The 21,551-nt window shown below is 58.2% G+C and carries 19 protein-coding genes; 9 read left to right on the forward strand and 10 right to left on the reverse strand.

Going from position 1 to position 21,551, the window contains the following annotated elements; translation table 11 throughout:
- The first annotated feature begins 105 nt into the window (after window positions 1–105).
- The 3 genes from era to NW870_RS07075 all read left to right on the forward strand — a co-directional run bounded on the left by era (window position 106) and on the right by NW870_RS07075 (window position 3,207).
- Window positions 106–1,149, forward strand: coding sequence for a GTPase Era (gene era, locus NW870_RS07065; protein WP_414374639.1), 1,044 nt, complete (start codon window positions 106–108; stop codon window positions 1,147–1,149).
- Window positions 1,150–1,375: 226 nt separating this feature from the next.
- Window positions 1,376–2,506 (forward strand): aromatic ring-hydroxylating oxygenase subunit alpha, encoded by a 1,131-nt coding sequence (locus NW870_RS07070; protein WP_414374605.1) that lies wholly within the window; start codon window positions 1,376–1,378, stop codon window positions 2,504–2,506.
- A gap of 98 nt (window positions 2,507–2,604) precedes the next feature.
- On the forward strand, window positions 2,605–3,207 hold the full coding sequence (locus tag NW870_RS07075; protein WP_011432893.1) for a glutathione S-transferase family protein: 603 nt from the start codon (window positions 2,605–2,607) through the stop codon (window positions 3,205–3,207).
- An 11-nt stretch (window positions 3,208–3,218) separates the two neighbouring features.
- Here the strand turns inward: NW870_RS07075 and NW870_RS07080 are convergent, their stop codons facing one another.
- The 4 genes from NW870_RS07080 to der form a co-directional block, all read right to left on the reverse strand.
- Window positions 3,219–4,475: a BMP family lipoprotein gene (locus tag NW870_RS07080; RefSeq protein ID WP_414374607.1), complete on the reverse strand. Its 1,257-nt coding sequence runs from the start codon at window positions 4,473–4,475 to the stop codon at window positions 3,219–3,221.
- A 66-nt stretch (window positions 4,476–4,541) separates the two neighbouring features.
- Entirely contained in the window at window positions 4,542–5,723 is a 1,182-nt protein-coding gene (locus NW870_RS07085) for a sensor histidine kinase (RefSeq protein WP_414374608.1), read from the reverse strand.
- Window positions 5,724–5,972: 249 nt separating this feature from the next.
- On the reverse strand, window positions 5,973–6,437 hold the full coding sequence (gene smpB / locus NW870_RS07090) for an SsrA-binding protein SmpB (RefSeq protein WP_414374610.1): 465 nt from the start codon (window positions 6,435–6,437) through the stop codon (window positions 5,973–5,975).
- Between the two features lie 35 nt (window positions 6,438–6,472).
- Window positions 6,473–7,852, reverse strand: a complete 1,380-nt coding sequence (der, locus tag NW870_RS07095) for a ribosome biogenesis GTPase Der (protein ID WP_414374612.1) — start codon at window positions 7,850–7,852, stop codon at window positions 6,473–6,475.
- A gap of 166 nt (window positions 7,853–8,018) precedes the next feature.
- Between der and NW870_RS07100 the strand changes: the two genes are divergently transcribed.
- Window positions 8,019–9,215 (forward strand): aspartate aminotransferase, encoded by a 1,197-nt coding sequence (locus NW870_RS07100; protein WP_414374613.1) that lies wholly within the window; start codon window positions 8,019–8,021, stop codon window positions 9,213–9,215.
- A 279-nt stretch (window positions 9,216–9,494) separates the two neighbouring features.
- Here NW870_RS07100 and NW870_RS07105 read toward each other — a convergent pair whose 3' ends face one another.
- From NW870_RS07105 to NW870_RS07115, 3 genes are all read right to left on the reverse strand, one after another.
- A complete protein-coding gene (locus tag NW870_RS07105; RefSeq protein WP_414374615.1) occupies window positions 9,495–10,703 on the reverse strand; it encodes a Coenzyme F420 hydrogenase/dehydrogenase, beta subunit C-terminal domain in 1,209 nt (402 codons plus the stop codon).
- A gap of 210 nt (window positions 10,704–10,913) precedes the next feature.
- Window positions 10,914–11,519, reverse strand: a complete 606-nt coding sequence (locus tag NW870_RS07110) for a sulfite oxidase-like oxidoreductase (RefSeq protein ID WP_414374616.1) — start codon at window positions 11,517–11,519, stop codon at window positions 10,914–10,916.
- A gap of 104 nt (window positions 11,520–11,623) precedes the next feature.
- Window positions 11,624–12,262: a response regulator transcription factor gene (locus NW870_RS07115; protein ID WP_414374618.1), complete on the reverse strand. Its 639-nt coding sequence runs from the start codon at window positions 12,260–12,262 to the stop codon at window positions 11,624–11,626.
- Between the two features lie 521 nt (window positions 12,263–12,783).
- Here NW870_RS07115 and NW870_RS07120 point away from each other — a divergent pair.
- Together NW870_RS07120 and NW870_RS07125 are read left to right on the forward strand one after the other, a co-directional pair.
- Window positions 12,784–14,844 carry a ribonuclease catalytic domain-containing protein gene (locus NW870_RS07120; protein ID WP_414374620.1) on the forward strand — a complete coding sequence of 687 codons (2,061 nt, stop codon included), beginning with the start codon at window positions 12,784–12,786 and terminating at the stop codon, window positions 14,842–14,844.
- 104 nt (window positions 14,845–14,948) lie between these two features.
- A complete protein-coding gene (locus NW870_RS07125) occupies window positions 14,949–15,962 on the forward strand; it encodes a phosphate ABC transporter substrate-binding protein (protein WP_414356321.1) in 1,014 nt (337 codons plus the stop codon).
- Between the two features lie 258 nt (window positions 15,963–16,220).
- Here NW870_RS07125 and NW870_RS07130 read toward each other — a convergent pair whose 3' ends face one another.
- Window positions 16,221–17,219, reverse strand: a complete 999-nt coding sequence (locus NW870_RS07130) for an ABC transporter permease (protein WP_414374621.1) — start codon at window positions 17,217–17,219, stop codon at window positions 16,221–16,223.
- Between the two features lie 60 nt (window positions 17,220–17,279).
- Window positions 17,280–18,101 carry an ABC transporter ATP-binding protein gene (locus tag NW870_RS07135; protein WP_414329054.1) on the reverse strand — a complete coding sequence of 274 codons (822 nt, stop codon included), beginning with the start codon at window positions 18,099–18,101 and terminating at the stop codon, window positions 17,280–17,282.
- Between the two features lie 246 nt (window positions 18,102–18,347).
- On the opposite strand from NW870_RS07135, the gene argJ reads away from it, so the two are divergent.
- Genes argJ through hypA form a run of 3 tightly spaced genes read left to right on the forward strand, consistent with a single transcriptional unit; the run spans window position 18,348 to window position 21,146 of the window.
- Window positions 18,348–19,565 (forward strand): bifunctional glutamate N-acetyltransferase/amino-acid acetyltransferase ArgJ, encoded by a 1,218-nt coding sequence (argJ, locus tag NW870_RS07140; protein ID WP_414374640.1) that lies wholly within the window; start codon window positions 18,348–18,350, stop codon window positions 19,563–19,565.
- Between the two features lie 15 nt (window positions 19,566–19,580).
- Window positions 19,581–20,759, forward strand: coding sequence for an agmatinase (gene speB / locus NW870_RS07145; protein ID WP_414356327.1), 1,179 nt, complete (start codon window positions 19,581–19,583; stop codon window positions 20,757–20,759).
- A 3-nt stretch (window positions 20,760–20,762) separates the two neighbouring features.
- Window positions 20,763–21,146, forward strand: coding sequence for a hydrogenase maturation nickel metallochaperone HypA (gene hypA / locus NW870_RS07150; protein ID WP_414356329.1), 384 nt, complete (start codon window positions 20,763–20,765; stop codon window positions 21,144–21,146).
- Here hypA and NW870_RS07155 read toward each other — a convergent pair.
- A complete protein-coding gene (locus tag NW870_RS07155; RefSeq protein WP_414356331.1) occupies window positions 21,143–21,400 on the reverse strand; it encodes a TMEM14 family protein in 258 nt (85 codons plus the stop codon). The two genes, hypA and NW870_RS07155, sit on opposite strands and share 4 nt — an antisense overlap.
- Window positions 21,401–21,551 lie beyond the last annotated feature (151 nt).

Here is a 21,551-nt window from a genome sequence, read left to right on the forward strand (position 1 = left end):
GCCCAACAGCGGCAAGGGATCCTCACCCTTGCGGAGATAGCTATCGACTTACCTGCCGACTTTGACGAAATTGAAAAGGCGCTGCAAGAGCTGAGCCGGCGGAGCATGGCTTTCCCCGAAAACAACCCGGTCACTGGAGCGGTAGAATACCACGGCGACGGCGGGACAGAGTCCTCCGCTGCTGCAGCAGAAGGGGAATCGGCGCCCGGTCGTGTCAGCAGTGGGGAACTGTCTGCGATCCCGGCTGCCCCGCCAGGGTTTAAGTCGGGGTTTGTGGGGCTGATCGGGCGGCCCAATGTGGGCAAGTCCACCCTACTCAACGCCCTGGTGGGACAAAAGATTGCCATCACCTCTCCCGTGGCCCAGACCACCCGCAACCGCCTGCAGGGGATCCTCTCCCTACCCCAAGCCCAGATCATCTGGGTGGATACCCCTGGCATCCACAAACCCCACCACCGCCTGGGGGAAATCTTGGTACACAACGCCCAGGCAGCCATTGCCGCTGTGGACGTGATCCTCTTCGTGGTGGATGGATCGGTGCCGGCAGGACGCGGGGATGCTTTTATTGCCGAGCGGATCCCTGCTGCTTCCCCCTGCCTGATCGTCTGCAACAAAGCGGATCTGCTTCCTCGGGATGCTGCCGTGCGCCAAGCTCACCAAGAGAGCTACCAAGCCCTGCGCCCCGGCGCTCCTGTCGTTTGGGTGTCTGCCTTGGATCCCAGCAGTTTGACACCCCTGATCCAAGCCACCATCGACCTGCTGCCCACCGGCCCCTACTACTACCCGCCGGATCTGGTGACGGATCAGCCGGAGCGGTTCATCATGGCGGAGCTGATCCGAGAACAGGTGCTGCTGCAGACCCGCGAGGAAGTGCCCCATTCCGTGGCCGTGACCATCGACCAGGTAGAAGAAACCCCCAACGTCACCCGCATCTTGGCCACCCTCTATGTAGAGCGGGACTCGCAAAAGGGGATCCTCATTGGCAAAGGGGGGGAAAGGCTCAAGCGGATCGGCCAGGCAGCCCGCCTGCAGATTCAAAAGCTGATCCTGGGCAAGGTGTACCTGGAGCTGTTTGTCAAGGTGCGGCCCCACTGGCGGCGCTCTGAGCACCTTCTGCGCGACTTGGGCTATAGCGCTACGTCCCCCTAGCGGGAATAAGCCATTTGCGTCAGCAGGACGGAGTTCTTATGGCCCCCTCTCCCCTTGTGGGTAGGAGACTGGGGTATTTGCGCGAGCAGCACAGCGTGCTTGGGGGGAATGCTTCAAAAATGCCCTAGACCTGCTTAGAACAGATACTGACTGGGATCCCTGCGTTAGCTTGGATAGCAAAGCCTTTGGAGTCCCACAGCAGTTTTTCTTATCGCTGCTTTGCCCCATGACCGCTTTCTATCCCGCTACTGTTCAACCGGGCGCCCGCACCCTGCCTGGCCACTACTATGTTTCTTCCAGCCGCTTTGAGGCGGAGATTGAGCAGATTTTTTATCGGCAGTGGTTCTGCGTGGGGCGCAGTGCCGATCTGGCCCAACCCGGAGACTTTTTGCAGGTGCAGGTGCTCAGAGAAAGCCTGATCCTGGTACGGGATCCCAAGGGGCAAGCCCATGCCTTCTTCAACCACTGTCGCCATCGAGGAACCCGACTCTGCAGCGAGCTCCAAGGCCATTTTGCCGATGGGATCCCTTGCCCCTACCACGCCTGGCGCTATGGGCTGGATGGACAATTGTTGGCGGCTCCCCAGATGCACGAGGTGGAAGACTTTCGCCGTGAAGACTATCCCCTCCACTCCGCTGCCTTGGCAGAATGGGAAGGCTTTGTCTGGGTCAATCTCAGCCGCCATCCTCAGCCCTTCGATGAGGTTTTTGCCCCATTGCAAGGTCGTTTCCGAGAGTGGAACCTGTCCGCTCTGCGGCGAGGCCATCGTATTGAATACCACGTTCAAGCCAATTGGAAATTGCTGTTTGAAAACTACTCTGAGTGCTACCACTGCCCCCTCATTCACCCGGAATTGGCCCGTCTTTCGCCGGCTCGCAGCGGTCGCAACGACCTGATGGAAGGCCCCTTTTTGGGCGGCTACATGTTGCTCAATCCAGATGTTACCAGCCTAAACATGAGTGGCCAACGCAGCTTGCCCCTGATCTCCACCGTGCGCGGAGAAAACCAACGGCGGGCCTACTACTACACCCTTATGCCCAATCTATTCTTGAGCCTGCAGCCGGATTATGTCATGACCCACACTCTGTGGCCCCAGGGATCCGACCGGACGCGGGTCGTCTGCGATTGGCTGTTTGAGCCGGAGACCTTGGCGCTGGATGGTTTTGATCCCAGCGAGGTGGTGGAATTGTGGGATCGCACCAATCGACAGGATTGGCACCTGTGCGAGCTCACCCAGCAAGGGGTGGGATCCCGTGCCTATGAAGCAGGGCCTCTTTCCCATGCAGAAGGGTTGCTGCAAGCCTTTGGGCGGGAATACCGCCGGCAGATGCAGGAGTTGGAAGGACAAAGCTGCTGAAAAAGTGTTAGGGACAGAGGGTTTTTGTTGATTGGGTTGCCGTTGGCGTTGTTAGGACGAAGTTCTTTGTAAGGTGCTTTGGGCTGAGGTTAACCACAATGTTGCGACTGTACGGGATCCCAACCTCCGGAAATTGCTACAAAGTGGAATTGCTCCTCAAGCAATTGGGGATTCCCTATGAGACGGTTGAAGTCAACTCCAGGGCCGGAGAAAACCGCCGCCCCGAGTACCTGGCCAAAAACCCCCTGGGCCAGATCCCGGCTTTGGAACTGGAAGATGGAACGGTCTTGGCCGAGTCCGCCGCGATCTTGGTCTACCTGGCAGAAGACACCCCCCTCTACGGCCAAAACAAGTTGGAACGGGCTGAGATTTTGAAGTGGTTGCTTTTTGAACAAACCCGCATTGCCCGCTACATCGCCACCACTCGCTTCTGGGTGCGGGCCGGCCAAGCAGAGGCCCATGCTGACGTGATCGCCCAGAACTTGAAATCTGGAACAGAGGCGCTGGAGATCATGGAAGGCCATCTGCAGGGGAAAGCATTTTTTGTGGGCAACCGCTACACCATCGCCGATCTCGCCCTTTTCACATACACTCATGTGGCGGAGCAGGGCGGGTTTGACCTCAAGCCCTTTCCTCAGATCCGAGCCTGGTGTCAGCGGGTGAAAGCCACCGACCGCTTCTTCCCCCTACCCGGAGCATGAAACATTTTCTCCTAATTGCTGGCTCCCTCCATGCCCTGCAGCAACTGGCCCAGATACCAAATATCAACCTCGCTGGCCACTTCCCCCTCAGCCAAGAAGGGCGTGCCATCTTGGAAGTTGAGTGGCCCCTTGAAGAGCTGAATGCCGCCATTCCCCAAGCCAGCAATAAACTCCTCCAGCTTGGCCTTGTCTTCCGGCTTCAGGGCTTCTCCCATGATGAACCCCGCCGAAGACGTGTCCGGGTTGTTGATATCCGACCAGTCGATGGGCAGACGCAGGAATTGGCTCTCGAAGGTGCCCGCGCGAGCTGCCTCGATCAATTGCTTGTATCCTGGCCCCCAGTTGTAGTAGGAAACCCCCAGGCAAATTTCGGGCGCAAAGTTGCAACCGCTGGCCAGGCCGTAGTGGGTGTAGCGCACTCGCTTTCCGGCCTCAGCAGCCCGTTTGCCTTGCACCGCCGCCTCCGGTGTATCCAACCCTGACATCACCACATCAAAGCCGCCGTTGTAAAAGTCATCGGCAACCTTGCTCGGATCCAAAGTGACCCCTGGAATGTTAAACCAAAAGCCAATCCAGGTCACTCGGAATTGCAACTCCTCGGGACGATCCCGGTAAGTATCCCAGCAGTATTTGGCTCCCAAGTAGGCGGCAGCAGCGTAACGGCGGGTTTCGTCGTTGATCAGAGGCCCCAACAGGCCAATTTTGCCGGTTTCGGATCCCAGAGCCGCGGCACATCCGGCCACCATGCGCATCGCTTCCATCTGGGGCATGATGTTGGCCAAGTTGGGCAGATCGATGTAATTTTTCCCTTCCTTCCAGGCCATGTCCCCAGAAGCATGGATAACTGCGATCTCAGGATGCTTGCGGGCCGTTTCAATCGCATCGTCTTTGTGGTCATCGGAAGTAAAGATGATAACCTTCGCACCTCGGGCGATCATGTCATCCGCCACCTGGGAGGCGCGCACATTGGGCCGATCCGCCGGGTTCACCTTATCCAGGTAATCAAACTCGACACCGGGCAACTTGGCCTTGACGTATTCGCTGCCCTCCACATGCGCCTGGCTCCAGCCGCCATCCTGCATCGGCCCCACCAGCACCATGCCCACTTTGAAGGTCTCCTGCGCCGTTGTGGGGGTGGATCCCAGTAGAGCGGCGACTGCCAGGCCAATAGCCCAGCCTCTCGAGGGAGAAAAAGCGCGGGTAAGATTCCAGTTCACAGGCAGCTCCAACAGAACAGGGATCCAAAGCCAAAGAACTACATCCATCATCGGGATCCCGCCGCAGACTGTTGTATTCGCTGATACAAAAAGGTCTTTGGCAAACGACGTGCGAAGCTAGCAGGGGCTCAGGGAGCAATCCATTGCTCTATCCACTCTCGTCTGGGGAGCGGGAACCCCAGACAGCTCCACCGAAAAGCAGACATAGCCCTCCTCACTTTCGACGGTAATTTTGCCTTGCATCGAATCCACCAACTTCTTCACCAACGCCAATCCCAGCCCTGTACCACCTTGTTTCCAGGGATCCGCCTTGGGAACCCGGTAAAAGGCGGTAAACAAATGGGGCAGCTCTGGGAGAGGGATGTGCCCGGTGTTGCGCACCTGGATCCGCAGGGAGGAGAGGCCACTTTCAGATAGGGGGCTGGGGTTCAGGCTGGCTTGTACTTGAATTTGGCCGGGCCGATCTCCGTGCTTGCAGGCGTTGACGATCAGCTCCCGAAAGACACGCTCCAGGCTGACGGCATTCAACCGCAACAACGGCAGAGGAGAGAGAATCTGCAAGCTCAGATCCTGTTGGGCAGCCACTGCCCGTGCTCGCAGGGCTTGGATCCAGTTGGCTAGGCGCTCTTCCAGATCCAGGTCTTGCAGAACTTCGCAGTGGGTACGGGTTTGCAGCTCTTGCAGGGTTAGCAGATCTTCCACCAGATCAATTTCCCGTTGACATTCCTGGCGAATTAAACTCAAATACTGCTGTTGCTTCTCAGAAAGGGAAAACTGCCGCAAAGACATCTGCAACATGTCCACTCCGAGGCGGATGCTGGTGAGCGGGGTGCGCAGCTCATGGGAGATGGTGCTTAAAAAGTCGTCTTTGAGAAGATCCAGCCGTTCCAGCTCCTTCACCTGGTTTTGCAGCCGTTCGCTTAACTGGCGGACTTGCCCCTCGGCTGCTTCTCGTCCCTGGATCTCGCGGGCTAAGGCTCGGTTGGCCTCTGCCAAGGCAGCAGAACTGGGCAAGCGGAGCGTTCTCGGTAAAATCCGCAGCACCTGAGCAGCAGCATAGAGAGAAACTAAAGCCGCCATCCCTTTCAGCCAGTCAGGGATCCCATGGGCAGGTTGCCAAAGCGCCCACACCTCCATCAGGTGGATCAGGCCACAGGCAAGCGTGAACAGACCGAGCAGGGCGAAGAAACGCTTCAAGGGCACTTCCTCCTGCCGCCGCCAAACCGAGGAGAGAAGAGATAGGGCAATTGAGAAAAAGGTAAAGCCGATCAGGCTGTCGGCAATGGCTTCTGGCCACAACCAGTTTGTCTCCCACGGATAACCTTGTGAGAAGAATCCCTCACCCACCCAGCCACTCATGTGAAACGCGATAGTGTTGAGTATGTCTGCATACAGCCTAACCTTCACAGAGTGAAAAACTGGTGAAACCCACGTGTAAGTCCGTAGGTAAATCTGTCTAAAAAGCTGAAAAAAAGATTAAGCCATCTCTACCAAACAGATTTACGTGATTCCACGGGCCCTCTTGATCAGTCTGTAATACAGGAGAACTCACCGCTCCTTGAGTTCCCGCTGAATCTCCCGCTGGGTTTGCCGCTCTTTGATGGCTTGTCGCTTGTCGTGGAGCTTTTTGCCACGGGCTACGCCCAGATGGGCTTTGATCCAGCCGCGGTTGAGCACCAGCTTGAGGGGAACCACAGTCAAGCCCTTTTGTTCCACCAAGCCCCGTAGGCGGTCGATCTCACGCCGGTGCAGCAGCAGCTTACGGCGGCGGGTAGGGTCGTGGTTAAACACTTTGCCGGCGGTGTCATGGGGGGAGATGTGCAGATTGTGCAGCCAGGCTTCCCCATCCCGAAAGAGGGCAAAAGCGTCTTGCAGGTTCGCTTTGCCCGCTCGTATCGATTTCACCTCTGTGCCGGTCAGTTGGATCCCGGCCTCATAGGTCTCCAAGATGTCGTACTCGAAGCGGGCGCGACGGTTGTCAACCAGGGTTTTGACGTTGGGATCCACAGCCATAGGCTTTCAGAACAGAGCTTCGTCCTCCAAAGGGCCTAACGAGAGGCCAGGGATCCCTCCAATTTTCGCACCGCTCGTCCTACCAAGCGCTCGGACTTGCCGCGCCAGCGAAAGCGAATGGGGGTACCGGTAAAGTCCAGGTTTTGCCGGAAGTGCTTTTCCAAGAAACGGCGGTAGTTATCCTTAAACAAATCGGGATCGTTGACAAACAGAACAAAGGTGGGGGGCCGATCCGCCACCTGGGTGCCGTAGTAAATTCTGCCCTGCTTGCCCTGGCGGTTGGTGGGGGGCGATTGCCAGGCAAGAGCATCCTGGAGCACTTCGTTGACCACAGCGGTGGGAACCCGTTTGCGGTGGGCGGCCACCACGGTATTCACCTGCTCAAAGATTTTGTGGGTGCGTTGCCCGGTGAGGGCGCTGACAAACAGAAGCGGTGCCCATTCGATAAAGTAAAGCCTGTCGCGAATTTCGCGGGTAAAGTCGTTGATAGTATAGGTGTCTTTGTTTTCTACCGCATCCCACTTGTTGACCACGATGACACAGGCGCGGCCTTCTTCTTCAATGCGGCTGGCCAGCTTTTGATCCTGTTCGGTAACCCCCTCCAAAGCATCGATCACCAGCAGCACCGCATCCGAGCGCTGGATGGCCTTGAAGGCCCGGTTGATGCTGAAGAACTCGATTCCGTACTCCACGCGTTTTTTTTTGCGGATCCCGGCGGTATCGATGAGGCGATAGGGCTGCCCTTCCCAGGTGACCACGGTGTCGATGGCATCACGGGTGGTGCCGGAAATGGGGCTGACGATGGCCCGCTCGGATCCCACCAGGCGATTGAGCAGGCTGGATTTGCCCACGTTGGGCCGCCCCACAATCGAGACGGCGATGGGATCCGGCTCACCCACCGTTTCTTCGGTCACTTCGGGCAAGTGAGCCAGCACCGCCTCCAACAGCTCGGCTACCCCATTGCCATGAATGCCGGAACAGGGGATCGGATCCCCCAGCCCCAGCTCCCAAAAGGCTGCTGCCTGAGCCAGGCCCATCTGCCCCGACTCGCACTTGTTCACAGCCACCACCACCGGTAGGGGTTGTTTGCGCAGCCAATCGGCCACTTCTGCATCGGCGGGTGTCAGCCCCTCTCGGCCATCCACTACGAAGATCACGGCTTGGGCCTCGGCCATGGCTGCCATTGCTTGCTGGCGAATGTGGGGTAAAAATTCGCTGTCATCTCCAAAAACCAGGCCGCCGGTATCCACCACCCGCAAGCGGCGCCCGTTCCATTCCACCTCCTGGTACAGACGATCCCGGGTCACCCCAGGCTCATCATGCACAATGGCCGAACGCACCCCCGCCATGCGGTTGACGAGGGTAGATTTGCCCACGTTGGGGCGACCCACAATAGCCACAAGTGGTAGGGGCACTGTTCGGCTCGTCGATAACTTGAGATGGGATATCTATCCTAGCCGTTCCGGATCCCGGATGCCCAAAGCCGCCGATCTCGATCATTGCTTTGGATGCAGGTCTGGCGGTAAGTTAGGTACCTATCCTCCCATCAGGCACCGGCTGTGCCCCTTCCCCATTCTTGCCATGAACCGCGCTCTCGTTCCCGCCCAGCGGCTGAACAAGCTGCCCGCCTATGTCTTCGCCCGCTTGGATGAGCTGAAGGCCCGCGCCCGCCAGCAGGGGTTGGATTTGATCGATCTGGGCATGGGCAATCCCGATGGCCCCACCCCACAGCCGGTGGTGGAGGCAGCCCAGGCGGCCATTGCGGATCCCGCCCACCACGGCTACCCGCCCTTTGAGGGCACGGCCAGCTTCCGCCAGGCGATCACGGATTGGTACTGGCGCCGCTACGGGGTGGAGCTGGATCCCAATGGAGAGGCGCTGCCTTTGCTGGGATCCAAAGAGGGGCTGACCCACCTGGCTCTGGCCTATGTGGATCCCGGAGATCTGGTGTTGGTGCCCAGCCCTGCCTATCCAGCCCATTTTCGCGGCCCCATGATTGCCGGCGGGCAGATCTACCCGATGATGCTGCGCCCGCAGAAGGGGTGGTTGATCGATCTGCAAGAAATACCGCCGGAAGTGGCTCAGCAAGCGCGGGTGCTCTACTTTAACTACCCCAACAACCCAACGGCTGCGGTGGCGCCCCGCTCTTTTTTTGAGGAAGTGGTGGAGTTTGCCCGCCGCTACGATCTCATCCTGGTGCACGACCTGTGCTACGCCGAGCTGGCTTTTGACGGCTACCGGCCCACCAGCTTGCTGCAGATCCCAGGGGCCAAGGACTTGGCAGTGGAGTTCCACACCCTCTCCAAAACCTACAACATGGCCGGTTGGCGGGTGGGATTTGTGGTGGGCAATCGCCAGATCATCCAAAGCTTGCGCACCCTGAAAACCAATCTCGACTACGGCATTTTTGCCGCCATCCAAAAGGCCGCCGAAACTGCCCTGCGCCTGCCGGATAGCTATCTGGAGCAGGTGCAAGAACGCTACCGCTGCCGTCGCGACTATTTGATTGGCCGCTTGGCGGAACTGGGCTGGCGGATCCCACCGACTCAGGCGACGATGTACCTCTGGATCCCTACCCCTCGCACTGCTGATGGCACCCCCGAGGGATCAACAGAGTTTGCCCTACGGGTTTTAGAGTCCACCGGGGTGGTGGTGACTCCCGGCAGCGCCTTTGGAGAAGGGGGAGAAGGCTACGTGCGGATTAGCTTGATTGCCGATTGCGAGCGCATGGGGCAGGCCATCGATCGCTGGGCGGAAGCCGGGATCCGCTACTGCTGAGCCATAGGATGAAGGAGCCGCGAGGATCCCTTCTGGCAAGGATCTGAAGGATTTAGATCAATAGCCATTCTCGATCCTCCATCACCCCCGGCCTCTCTCCCAGGGGGAGCTAGGGATCAACGCGACAAACCCTTTGATTGGCTACTTGAAGTGACCGCATATGGTCGTTTCAGGTTAGGGTGAGACGCCTGCGCCACTGAGAAAAGCCCTATAGACCCGTTCCTTCAAAGTTTTAGGGTGGTTGCAGTGTCCTGGCTTGAATCGAAATGACCGTAATTCTCAGTCCTTGGGAAGTTGATACTGCTCCACAATCCGCCGGGCAAAGGGGGGCACGTGCTGCTCCAACTTCTGGGGATAGTGGCGGCGCACGTAGAGGTAGTTGCGGGTGAAGTGGGAATCGATGGAAAAACGGGCATATTCCAAACCGCGTGGCCCAAACCGCTCGATCACCGCCCCCATGATCTGGGCCAACCACATCGGTAGGGTCAGGGCTTGATCGTAGGCTGGGATCCCCTGTTGCACTGCCGCCCGCCGGGATCCCTGGGAGATCACCGGTTGGGTTTCCAGCTCTTCCCAAACCAAGTCCAGCAGCTCTTGCCCCCGCTGGTTGCGCACCAGCAGCCATTGCCAGCCCAAGGGGGATCCCATGTAGCCCACCACCAGATCCGCCAGAGCATTCACATAATCAAAACAACTGAGGCAAGAGGGGGCAAACACATCCTTTAATTCCTTGGTTTTAAGACCGAAGAAAGGCACCTTTTCGATTGAGCCATCTTCGTGCCTGAAGTGAACACGAAAATCCTGCATAAACTCGTAATGCACCACCGTCTGTGGGGAGCGGCTGGTGGTTTCTAGAAACTTTTGCAGCCCGGCACGGCTGACATTGTCCACACAGGGCGTGCCCAACACGTACAGCTTCTCCAGGCCCAGTTTTTTTTCCACAGCCCGCAAAGCCTGAATTTGGCAGCCCACCCCGATCACCAATAGGCGCTTGAGGCCGCTTTGCTCCACCTGCTCCAACACAGACAAGTTGGGAGAAAGAGTTGGCTTGTTAACTCGCGCCGCCCAGACCGCTTCGGGGGTACGGGCCAGGATGGGCCGTGGCTGAAAGCGATCCCGCTCATCCGCCTGCACGCACACCACCCCTTCCACCAAGCCAGTGGTGAGGGCCTTCATGCCAATGCTGCTGACAATGCCCGTCCACTGGGCCCCCGGGATCGGATCCCGCTTGCGGGCTGTGTACATCGCCTCGTAGACACCGAAGTAATCGGTATCAGTGACGGCAAGGGATCCTGAGCGCAGCGATTCCCGGGATCGCCCGTGGGTCTGTTCTTCCAACTGGGTCAGTTGCTGGTTCAAGAACGCACAGGCTTCTCTGACCTGGGCCACGTAGCGGGTATCGCAAAGGCCACACTGGCTGCACAGCTCTTTGGCCGGATAGTGGCCGGAACGGATGGGCCGGGCTGGACGTGGTGAACGGGATCCCATGATTTCTAGTGTTTGCGTAAGCGGAATGGAGTCCAATGGATCTTTTGAGCTTTGCTATTTAAGCTTTCTTTGAGATCTAAAGACACAGGCACCTCAGGCGTTCGCAGCAACGGCAACCAAGGTGCTCTCTTCAGTTTGCGGCCAAAACGGCAGATAGCGGCAAAGAACTTCGAGGGATCCCTGGCCAAGGAGGGCAAAATCCCAGAGCCTCTATGAATCGCTGTAGCGTTCTTCTGCCCAGGGTTCACCGCGCATGTGGTAGCCGTTGCGCTCCCAAAAGCCCGGCTGATCTTGGGGGAGAAACTCCAGGCCGCCGATCCACTTGGCACTTTTCCAGGCGTACAGGTGAGGGATCAAAGTGCGCACCGGCCCACCGTGATCTACCGGGAGCGGCTGGCCTTCCAGGGTGTGAACCAGGTAGTTTTCGGGGCGGATGAACTCCTCCAGAGTCAGGTTGGTGGTGTAGCCACCATAACAGTGTTGCATCACCGCCTTGGCCTCAGGAGCGATGGATACTGCCTGCAACACGTCCGGGATCCGCACCCCTGTCCAAGTCACATCCAACTTTGACCAGCGGGTAACACAATGAAAATCGGCGGTGAACGTATGTTGGGGCAAGGCCAGCAGATCCTCCCAGGTGAGCACTACTTCTTTTTCCACGGATCCCCAAATGCGCAGCCGCCATTCTTCTGGCCGGATCACCGGCGTATCGCCGTAGGTGAGCACCGGAAAGCCCCGCGCCAAATGCTGCCCAGGGGGTAGCCGACCCGACAAGGGATCCTCTCCTGCCAATTTTTGAAAAAACTTACCCACCATGGTTATTCTGCTCTGCAAGCGCTGCTACCACCCTATCTCCAATCGGGCTGAGGAGAGAGAGTTCCTGAGCCGCTAAGCAAGAGGACTCCGAAAAAGGAGAGGAATCATAGCGGTTTTTTGCCCAGACCACTTTCTATCGCCCAGCGGGCCAGTTCTGTGCGGTTGTGCAGGCCGGTTTTGCCCAGCATGTTGCTGACGTGGCTTTCAACAGTGCGCTGGCTCACCCCAAGAACTTCGGCAATCTCGCGGTTGGACATGCCCCTGGCCACGTACTGGATCACCTTAGTTTCTGTTGGCGTAAGTTCAATTTCCCGATCCAGTTTTATGACGGGTTGAACGCCCGCGCCCTGCATTTGTAACAGGCGCTCAGTATGTTTAAGAGAAGATTCCACCTGCGCCACCAATTCTTCCGGCTCAAAGGGCTTGACCATGTAAACATCTGCCCCTGTGGTCAGGCCGCGCACCCGGTCTGCCGTTTGCCCACGCGCCGACAGAAAAATCACGGGGATCCAGTCCGTAGCACTGTTGGAGCGAATGGTTTCCACAAAGGTGTAGCCATCCATCTCCGGCATCATCACATCGCAGATGATCAGGTCTGGTGTGAAATGGCGCATCGCTTCCAACCCCTCCAGACCGTTGCTCGCCGCCACCACCTCATAACCGCGAAACTCTAGGTAGTCCTTGGCCAGAAGGATCAAGTTCGGATCGTCGTCGATGAGCAACAGTCGCTTCGGGTTGTCCACAGCTCACCTTTTGAGTGCTAAAAAGTTGAGTGCTAAGAAGCTCTAGGGAAAAAACACAACCCCTTCTGCTTTGAGGATCTTCACCGCAGGAAAACAATCCGTAAGTGCCCGATTCTTGTTCGCTAGATCAGGCAGCAGTCCGTGATAACTGTGCCTTACCCCTAGAGCCTATGATATCACACATGGAAGTGGAAATACATACTTGGGAAACGTTGGCAACAGTATCTCTACGCAATTTAGGGACTCCAGTTGGTAACCTCATCCCAGGAACTTGGCAGAGCTGGCCTCTGCTCTGAAATCGCAGTGCCCAACACATAACCGCAATCTACCCAAAAATTTGTATCTCGTGTGTCTATATATCACATACCTATATGCTTAAGTACCGATATATCTAACATCTGCTACCTGTTCATAGTGTCCGTATGTCTTCTGGCCGGGGTTTCCACGTAGGCAGGCGGGCAGAGCTGATGGAGAATGGAAGAAAGCCTGCGCTTTAACGACAGCCGACATGGGGAGAACGGGTGGAAAAGGGCACACTGGTGGAGTTTCGTTACAATAACGACCGTGTGTTGGCAGTGGTTCAGGGCACCGAGGGCAAGAAGAACCTACTGCTGGGGGTGCCTTCCGGGCAGGTTCACAGTGTTCACCCTCGCCAGATTACCTTCGCTTTGAACGGGGGATCCAGCTTCACGGCTTCCGACATCCCCGGCTTTTGGCAGGCGGTGCAGGCAAAGTTGGATCCCGAAAGTTTGGCGTTGGCCTGGGAACTGGTGCAGGAGGAGCGTCAGCCCCTGAGCTTGGCGGAGATGGCTCGGCTGTTGTTTTCTGATGATTCTCCGGTCTCTACCTATGCCGCCTACCGCCTCTTGAGCGAGGATCGCACCTACTTCAAGCAAAAGGGGGAAAGCTACGAACCCCGCACTCCGGCTCAGGTGAAGGAGATCCTCCATCAAATGGCCGTTGCCCAACAACGGCAGCAGGAACAACTAGAGTTTGAGGCCCACCTGCGGGAGGCTCTGGCTCATCCCGGTCAAGGGTATCCCTGGACTCCTGCCGAGCGGGCCCGCCTGGAGGTGCTGGAACGCCTGGCCTTACAGGGAGCGGCGGCAGCCATTCGCAGCCACGAGGATCTCTCTTCCAATCTCAACCCGTCGGATCGGGAACGGGCCTCGCAACTGCTGGAGCTGATGGGGTTTCCTGACACTCCGCAGGGGGCCTTTGAGGCTTTGGTGGCTCTGGGGCTGTGGAGCCGCCACGAGAACCTGGCCCTGCGCCTCACCGGGATCCCAACCCAGTTCCCGAAGGCGGTGGAGCGATACACCCAAGCCCTGTTCAGCCAGCCTCCCTCCTTTTGGGATCCCCATCTGCGGCGGGATCTCACCCACCTCCACACCTACACCATCGATGATGCCAGCACCCGCGACATTGACGATGCCCTCAGCGTCGAGTTCTGGTCGGATGACGCGGTGAAGCTCTGGATCCACATCGCTGATCCCAGTTGTTGGGTGCAGTGGGGGGATCCCCTCGATTTGGAAGCCCGCAAGCGTGGCACCAGTGTCTATTTGCCGGAGCGGGTGATCCCGATGTTCCCACCGGAGTTGTCCACTGGCCCGATGAGCTTGGTGCAGGGAGAGGTGCGGCCTGCCCTTAGCTTTGGCATTCTACTGGGATCCGACGGCCAGATCCGGGATTCCAAGATTTGCCTCAGCCAGATCAAAGTGACCTACCGCCTCACCTACGAAGATGCCGATGAAATGTTGGAGTTGGGGGCAGAGGCTCAACTGACAGCCATTGCCCGGGCAGCCCAGTGGCGTTATGCCTGGCGCATGGCTCAAGGGGCAATCCAAATTGGCTTGCCCGAGCAAGATATCAAGGTCATCGACGAGATCCCCCACCTCCGGGTAATCGAGGATACTCCTGCGCGGCAGATGGTGGCGGAAATGATGGTGCTCACCGGCGAGGTGGCGGCTCGCTTCGCCAGCCAAAATGGGATCCCGGTGCCCTATCGTCTGCAGCCGGCTCCCGACTTACCCCCACCCGAAGTGCTGGATAGGTACCCTCAGGGGCCAGTTCGGTCTTTTGCCATCATGCGCTGTCTATCGCGGGCGGAAGTAGCCACCCAGCCGGGGCGACATACAGGGCTGGGGCTTGAGGCCTACTGTCAGGTTACCTCCCCGATTCGGCGCTACCTGGATTTGGTGGCCCATTACCAGATCAAGGCCTTTTTGCGCGGGGATCCCTTGCCCTTGACGGAGGCGGATGTGCAGCAGTTGCTGCTGGGGATTGAGCCGGGCACCGTAGAGGCCAACCAGGTGGAGCGGAAATCCAAGCGCTACTGGAGCATCGAATACCTGCGCCTGCGACCGGGGCAAATTTGGCGGGCTCTGGTCTTGGGCTACCTGCGCGAGCAGGAAAACTTGGTGTTGGCCATGCTGGATGAGATTGCCTTTCGGGTGCCGGTGCGCCTAGAACGCCAGATTCCTCTGGGGGCTTGGATCGAGTTGGAAGTTGTGCAGGCGGATCCCCGTGCGGACGTAATTGAGCTGCGCGAGGTGGGACGAGAGGCGGCCATGTGCGGATAGATGCACCTTAACCTGCTGCTCACCCAATCTGCGCGGATAGCTGATACAACAGAGGGGGGAAGTCTCAAAAGTCTGGATCGTGAATTTTCTTTAGGAGGGATCCCATGACTGCACGACCTTCCGGCCCACCTCCAATCGTTTACATTCTTTTGTTCGCGATACTGGGAGGCGGCGGCTGGTATGCCTATCGTTCCGGCCTGTTGGACTCATTCCTGAATAGAGAGAACACGCCTCCTATCCCCAGCCAGATTCCAGCTGCCCGGCCCCAAGCCCCAACAGCGCCCAACCCCCCTCAGGCCCAGGTACCCAACCCGCCTGCCAACGCCGTTAATCTGGATACTTCTCTGCCCAACCCAGCAGTGCTCCAGATGGATGGCAGCGTCACGATGATCCGGATCGTCTTGGCCCTGAAGGGAGGCTACACCCAGCGCAACCCCGGCATTCCCCTCACCTATGGGATCCCGGATGGCAAGCCCAATGGATCCAATGCCGGCCTGAAGGCCCTGATGGAAGGTCGCATCCAGATGGCCGCTAGCTCCCGCCCCCTCAATGCCAGCGAAGTGCAGGCGGGTCTACAGGCGATCCCGGTGGCCAAAGATGCCCTGGCGGTGGCGGTGGGGGTGAACAACCCCTACAAAGGAGGACTGACGCTGCAGCAATTGGCCGATATCTTCCAGGGTCGGATCACCAATTGGAGCCAGGTGGGCGGCCCGGATCGGCGGATTCGGGTCCTCAATCGCGCCCCCCAGAGCGGCACCTACAGCGTTTTCCAAGAACTCGTGTTGTTGGGGCTGCCCTTCGCTCCCGATAACCCTCCCTACTTCACCACCGCCACAGAAGATGTCACCACCCCGCTGCTGCGGGCTTTGGGAGAAGATGGCATCACCTACAGCACTGTCGATCAGGTGCAAAACCAGCAAACGGTGCGGATTGTGCCCATCGACGGCCAGATGCCCACCCGTGAGGCCATCCAGAGGGGCAGCTACCCCTTGGCGCGGAATGTGTTTTTGGTGGCACCTCAAAGAACCAGCCCTGTGGTGGCCGATTTCATCAACTACGCGCTCTCGGATCAAGGCCAGCAAATCATTGGCCGCACTGAGTTCATCCCCCTCCGATAGCAACCCAAAAATAGCATCTGAGATAGCCGCCGACAGCAAGCGCAGCGATATCTCTGGGCTTTTCCAGAAGACGCCTTCCACCTGCTCCTATTCAAGGCACTTAGTCGTTTCAGGTTAGAGTGAGGCGCCTGAGCTATTGAGAAAAGCCTTTGGCCGCGTGCGTTCAACGTTTTAGGGGTGGGTGCAGCGTCCTAGTTTGAATCCAAATGACCCTAGATGTTAGAGAGGGGGCCCTAATTTTCACCAAAGTTCAATTTTTCAGTTCTCTCGGCGCACAGCGCTCTCATGCCACTTGCCCAACACCCGGTCGGATAGAGCACTCAAGGAAATAAAGATCAGGATCCCCAAGCCGGTGACCAAGATCAAGGCCGCAAACATGCGGGGCACCTGCAGGTTGAAGCTGGAGATCAAGATCTGGTAGGCGATCCCGGCCCGCTGCCCGCCAGTACCAGCGACAAACTCCGCCACCACCGCCCCAATCAAAGAAAGGCCACCGCTGATGCGCAGGCCCCCCATGAAATAGGGCATGGCACTGGGTAGCCGCAAGTAGATCAACGTTTGCCAGCGGTTGGCTTTGTACAGTTGGAACAGGTTGAGCAGGTTGTGATCGACGCTGTTCAGCCCCAGAGTGGTGTTGGAAAGAATCGGGAAAAACGCCACAATCCAGGCGCACACCACCATCGCGGCAAAGGTGTTGTTGCGCAGCCAAATGATGATCAGCGGGGCGATGGAGACAATGGGCATCGTCTGTAAAATCACCGCATAGGGGAAAAAGCTGCGCTCAATCCACTTGCTCTGGGTGAACACAATCGAGACCAAAAGCCCCGACACTGTGGCAGCCAAAAAGGCCACCACCGTAATTTGCACAGTGATCAACAGGGAAGGAAAAAGCGTTCCCCAGTCGCGGATGAGGGTTTGCACCACCAAAATCGGCCCCGGCAAGAGGTAGTGGGGCACTCCCGTTACCCGCACCGCCACTTCCCAGCCCACCAAGAAGAGGATCCCGACGATAAGGGGGGCAATCACTTCCAGGTTGAACCAACGGCCCAGATTCAACCCCTTCGCGGGCACCCCTGAGCCGGCACTCGGTATGTCTGCCTCATCCGTGGGTTGGGATCCGAGTTTTTCTCCAACTGCGCCGGTCAGCTTGGGCAGAGACCAATCTGGCCAATGGAGAGGCCAGCTCTCCCCCAAGCCAACAAGGGATCCCAGCCAACGGCGCCATGGCTCGAGAAGGTGGACAAACGGGTCGAACATATCGTGAAGTTGAGATACGCAATAGAGAGTCAAGGGAGCACTGTCAAGCAAGGGATCCCATCAGCGCAAACGTCCGGCAGAGAGGGGGCGCAAATAGGGGGGATCCTGAGCTGAGCCGTGCATGGCCTCGTGCAGACGGGCCGACACTTCACGGCAGTAGTTGTTGTAAAGGGAAGAGGTGCGAAAGTCTTCCGAGCGGGGATAGGGCGCATCGATGGGAATATCGGCTATCACCCGCCCTGGGCGAGCCGCCATCACCACCACGCGGTTGGACAGGTAGACAGCCTCGTAAATGTTGTGGGTAACGAAGAGCACCGTCCAGCGCTTTTCTTGCCACAGCTCCAACAGATCGCTGTTCAACTTGCTGCGGGTGATTTCATCCAAAGCGCCGAAGGGCTCGTCCATCAGCAACACTTGGGGCTTGGTTACCAGGGCGCGAGCAATGGAAACCCGCATGCGCATGCCGCCCGATAGCTCGCGGGGAAAACTGCGCTCAAACCCCTGCAGGCCCACCCGTTGTAGAGCTTCCAAGACATCTCGATCGGCTTTTGGCTTGGGCTCACCTGCCAACTTCAAGGGCAGACGCACATTGTCCATCACCGTTGCCCAAGGCATGAGAGCCGGCTCCTGAAACACAAAGGCCAACTTGGGCTCCCCCTGGGGGGCGTTCTTCTCAAAACTTTGCCCCCATTCGATAGAGCCTGTGGTCAGATGCCCCAGACCCGCCACCAACCGCAGCACCGTGCTTTTCCCACAGCCGGATGGCCCCACCAAGCTGACAAACTGCCCTTCTTGGATGGTCATATTCATGTCCTGCAAAGCCACCGTGCCATTGGAATAGACCTTGCTGACATGGTTGAGGGTAATGACAGGGGTGGGCATGGCTGGCAGTTCCCAGAGCAGAGGATAGAAGAGTATCCTTCCCAATCTAAAAAGGGGAAAAGATGGGTGATAGAAAGCGCACACTTTCAAAATAACCCTCTCTGCCGCCTCTGCTTGGTAGGCGTAACTACAACTCTTTCCCTCAGAACCGGTTTCCAGAGAGTTTCTCACGGAAAGCTTGCGATGACCCAAATCGGAGCAGCAAGTCGGTATGATGTTGCCGACCACCCTCTGGCCAAGGAACACATGGGATCCCCATTTAAACCGGTTGCAGGTGCTGTTACAGCCCCGCGAGGATTTCGAGCCGCTGGAGTGGCCGCTGGCCTCAAGCCCTCAGGAGCTGCGGATTTGGCTTTGATCGTTTCCGAGTGCGATGCGGTTGGGGCAGGCGTTTTTACCACCAATCAGGTCAAAGCAGCCTGTGTTACCTACAACCAAGGGATCCTCGCCCAACAGCAGCCGGTGCGGGCCATCCTCTGCAATGCTGGGCAAGCCAACGCCTGTACCGGAGAAGAAGGAGAGCGCAACAACGCCCAACTGGCCCTCTGGGTGGGAGAACGGTTGGGGATCCCGGCCCATCAGGTGCTCACGGCCTCCACAGGGGTCATCGGGCGACAACTGGAAATGCCGAAAATCCAAGCAGCCCTGCCTGGCCTTATCGACAGCCTCTCTCCAGAGGGGGGGGAGAGTGCCGCCCGCGCCATCATCACCACCGACTTGGTGACCAAAAGCGTTGCCCTGCAAGCTGAGATCGACGGGTACACCGTCAGGGTCGGGGGCATTGCCAAGGGATCCGGCATGATCCACCCCAACTTGGCCACGATGCTGGCTTTTTTAACCTGCGACGCGGCTGTGGATCCCCGCCTGTGGCAGCAGATCCTCAAGCAAGCTGCTGACCTCAGCTTTAACCAAATCACGGTGGATGGGGATACCAGCACCAACGACATGCTCTTGGCCCTGGCCAACGGCCAAAGTGGGATCCCAACCCTGCAAGCCGGCACAGAAGCTGCCCAGACTTTAGCGGAGATGGTCAACCAAGTTTGCATTCATCTGGCTAAGGCCATTGCCCGCGATGGGGAAGGAGCTACCAAGCTGCTGGAAATTCGGGTGTGTGGGGCTGTGGATGATGGGGCAGCCCGGCATATGGCCCGTGTGATCGCCAGCTCTCCCTTGGTGAAGGCGGCAGCTTTTGGCAACGATCCCAACTGGGGACGGGTGGCAGCCGCCGCCGGCCGAGCCGGGATCCCCTTCGACAGCCGCCGGTTGGATATCCGTCTGGGGGATTTTCTGCTCATGCAGGCGGGAATGCCCCTGGCTTTCGATCGCAAGGCAGCCTCTGAGTACTTGAAAGGGGATCCGGTGACCTTTACCGTGGATCTCCATCAGGGATCCGGCCAGGGCGTGGCCTGGGGCTGCGATCTCAGCTACGATTACGTGCGCATCAACGCCGAATACACCACCTAATGGGGGATCCCAACCATGACCACCGAATCGAACGCAAATAACGGCTTTTCTACCGAAGCCCAAGCGGCTTTGGCCAAAGAAGCGAGGCTTTCCCTATCCGGCTGGCAGCAAGAGGTGAGTCGAGGCTTAGAGTTTGGCCTCGAGGCAGCAGCCAGCATCGGCGATCGCTCCATCCCCACCTTTTCCCGTGGCGAATTGCCCCATTATGCCGGCATCAACACCTTCCTCAAGGCTCCCTACCTGGAGGATGTGCGCAAAGTTGGGGAGTACGATGTGGCAGTGGTGGGTGTACCCCACGATTCCGGCACCACCTATCGGCCCGGCACTCGCTTTGGCCCACAGGGGATCCGGCGCATTTCCGCTCTGTACACCCCCTACAACTTTGAGTTTGGCGTCGATCTGCGAGAGCAGATCACCCTCTGCGATGTCGGCGATATTTTTACGATCCCGGCCAACAACGAAAAATCCTTCGACCAAATCTCCAAAGGGGTAGCTCACATTTTCGGGTCTGGCGCCTTTCCCGTCATCCTGGGCGGGGATCATTCGATTGGCTTTCCCACGGTGCGGGGGATCTGTCGCCACTTGGGGGACAAGAAGATGGGCATCATCCACTTCGACCGCCATGTGGACACCCAAGAAACCGACTTGGATGAGCGCATGCACACCTGTCCTTGGTTTCATGCCACCAACATCCGCAACGCACCGGCCCATAACCTGGTGCAACTGGGCATTGGCGGCTGGCAAGTGCCACGGCAAGGGGTGAAAGTGTGCCGGGAGCGGGCCACCCATATCCTCACCGTTACCGACATCACCGAAATGGGCTTGGATGCAGCCGCCGATTTCGCCCTCGAAAAAGCTCTAGACGGCACCGATTGTGTGTACATCAGCTTCGATATCGACTGCATCGATGCCGGCTTTGTGCCGGGTACAGGCTGGCCGGAGCCCGGTGGGCTGCTGCCGCGGGAAGCGCTCTACTTGCTCAAGCGCATTGTGCGGGAAGCGCCGATCTGCGGCCTAGAGGTGGTGGAAGTCTCTCCCCCCTACGACATCAGCGATATCACAGCCCTGATGGCCACCCGAGTCATTTGCGATACGCTGGCGCATTTGGTGGTATCTGGGCAACTGCCGCGCCGAGAAAAGCCCGCCTACATCCACCCGGAGGCGACGCCAGAAATGGTCGGCGACTGGAGGTGAGAGATGCACGAGACCGACATGACCCGCGCCTTGATCCAAACACTACGCGACTGGTGGCAAAGTCAGCCAGGACAGCCTCAGATTGCTCGGGTGCACCTGGTGGTGGGACAGTTTACCTGTGTAGAGCCGGCCAGCCTAACTTTTGCCTATGCCGCACAAACCCAGGGTACTTTCCTACAGGGATCCCAGTTGGTCATCCGGGAAACGCCGCTCATTGCCTATTGCCAGCCCTGTAGCCAAGAGTACAAGCCAGAGATAGGCCGGCGCTATGCTTGCCCCAACTGCGGATCCCCGATGGAGGAGATTCGCTCGGGCCGAGAGCTGAAGATCGACTACATCGAATGTCTGACTGACTCCGCCCCACCGGCGCGACCAGAGGTCGCCTAAGCCGATCCAAAGCTAAGCCCCAGAAGGACAGCCGCTCCCAAGCTGAGGATGAACATCAAGCTGGCAGGCATCAACTTTCGGGTTTTGCGGTAGCGCAGGGCAAATAGGATAGACCCCAGCACCGCCGTCCCCAAGCCCAGCCCCCAGTGGGGATCCACCCCCAGCAGCCCATAGCTGACTCCGCTGAGTGCGGCCCCAACCAGCCGCAGAGAGCAAAGAGCAGAGAGGAAAGAGGAGAGATTTCTTCCTCTCACTCCTCTCTTCTCACTTCTCACTCCTCGCTCCTCGGTACTCAATTCGAGACCTAGTACGTGCCCTCAAGAAGGACAAGGTAAGAATTAGAGACGCATAGACCGTTACCGGGAAAACCGTTTCTTTCCTGTCGCTCTCAATAAGATAAAAAGT

The organism is Synechococcus sp. R50.1, from assembly GCF_047462115.1.
Taxonomy (GTDB): domain Bacteria; phylum Cyanobacteriota; class Cyanobacteriia; order Thermostichales; family Thermostichaceae; genus Thermostichus.

Excerpts from the sequence above, each read along its gene's own strand:
- speB (WP_414356327.1), top strand. The coding sequence starts at position 19,581 with ATGACCACCGAATCGAACGCAAATAACGGCTTTTCTACCGAAGCCCAA.
- NW870_RS07110 (WP_414374616.1), bottom strand. The coding sequence starts at position 11,519 with ATGGTGGGTAAGTTTTTTCAAAAATTGGCAGGAGAGGATCCCTTGTCG.
- NW870_RS07070 (WP_414374605.1), top strand. The coding sequence starts at position 1,376 with ATGACCGCTTTCTATCCCGCTACTGTTCAACCGGGCGCCCGCACCCTG.
- NW870_RS07105 (WP_414374615.1), bottom strand. The coding sequence starts at position 10,703 with ATGGGATCCCGTTCACCACGTCCAGCCCGGCCCATCCGTTCCGGCCAC.
- NW870_RS07125 (WP_414356321.1), top strand. The coding sequence starts at position 14,949 with ATGACTGCACGACCTTCCGGCCCACCTCCAATCGTTTACATTCTTTTG.
- smpB (WP_414374610.1), bottom strand. The coding sequence starts at position 6,437 with ATGGCTGTGGATCCCAACGTCAAAACCCTGGTTGACAACCGTCGCGCC.
- NW870_RS07080 (WP_414374607.1), bottom strand. The coding sequence starts at position 4,475 with ATGATGGATGTAGTTCTTTGGCTTTGGATCCCTGTTCTGTTGGAGCTG.
- argJ (WP_414374640.1), top strand. The coding sequence starts at position 18,348 with ATGGGATCCCCATTTAAACCGGTTGCAGGTGCTGTTACAGCCCCGCGA.
- NW870_RS07100 (WP_414374613.1), top strand. The coding sequence starts at position 8,019 with ATGAACCGCGCTCTCGTTCCCGCCCAGCGGCTGAACAAGCTGCCCGCC.
- NW870_RS07135 (WP_414329054.1), bottom strand. The coding sequence starts at position 18,101 with ATGCCCACCCCTGTCATTACCCTCAACCATGTCAGCAAGGTCTATTCC.
- era (WP_414374639.1), top strand. The coding sequence starts at position 106 with ATGGCTTTCCCCGAAAACAACCCGGTCACTGGAGCGGTAGAATACCAC.
- hypA (WP_414356329.1), top strand. The coding sequence starts at position 20,763 with ATGCACGAGACCGACATGACCCGCGCCTTGATCCAAACACTACGCGAC.
- NW870_RS07075 (WP_011432893.1), top strand. The coding sequence starts at position 2,605 with ATGTTGCGACTGTACGGGATCCCAACCTCCGGAAATTGCTACAAAGTG.
- NW870_RS07130 (WP_414374621.1), bottom strand. The coding sequence starts at position 17,219 with ATGTTCGACCCGTTTGTCCACCTTCTCGAGCCATGGCGCCGTTGGCTG.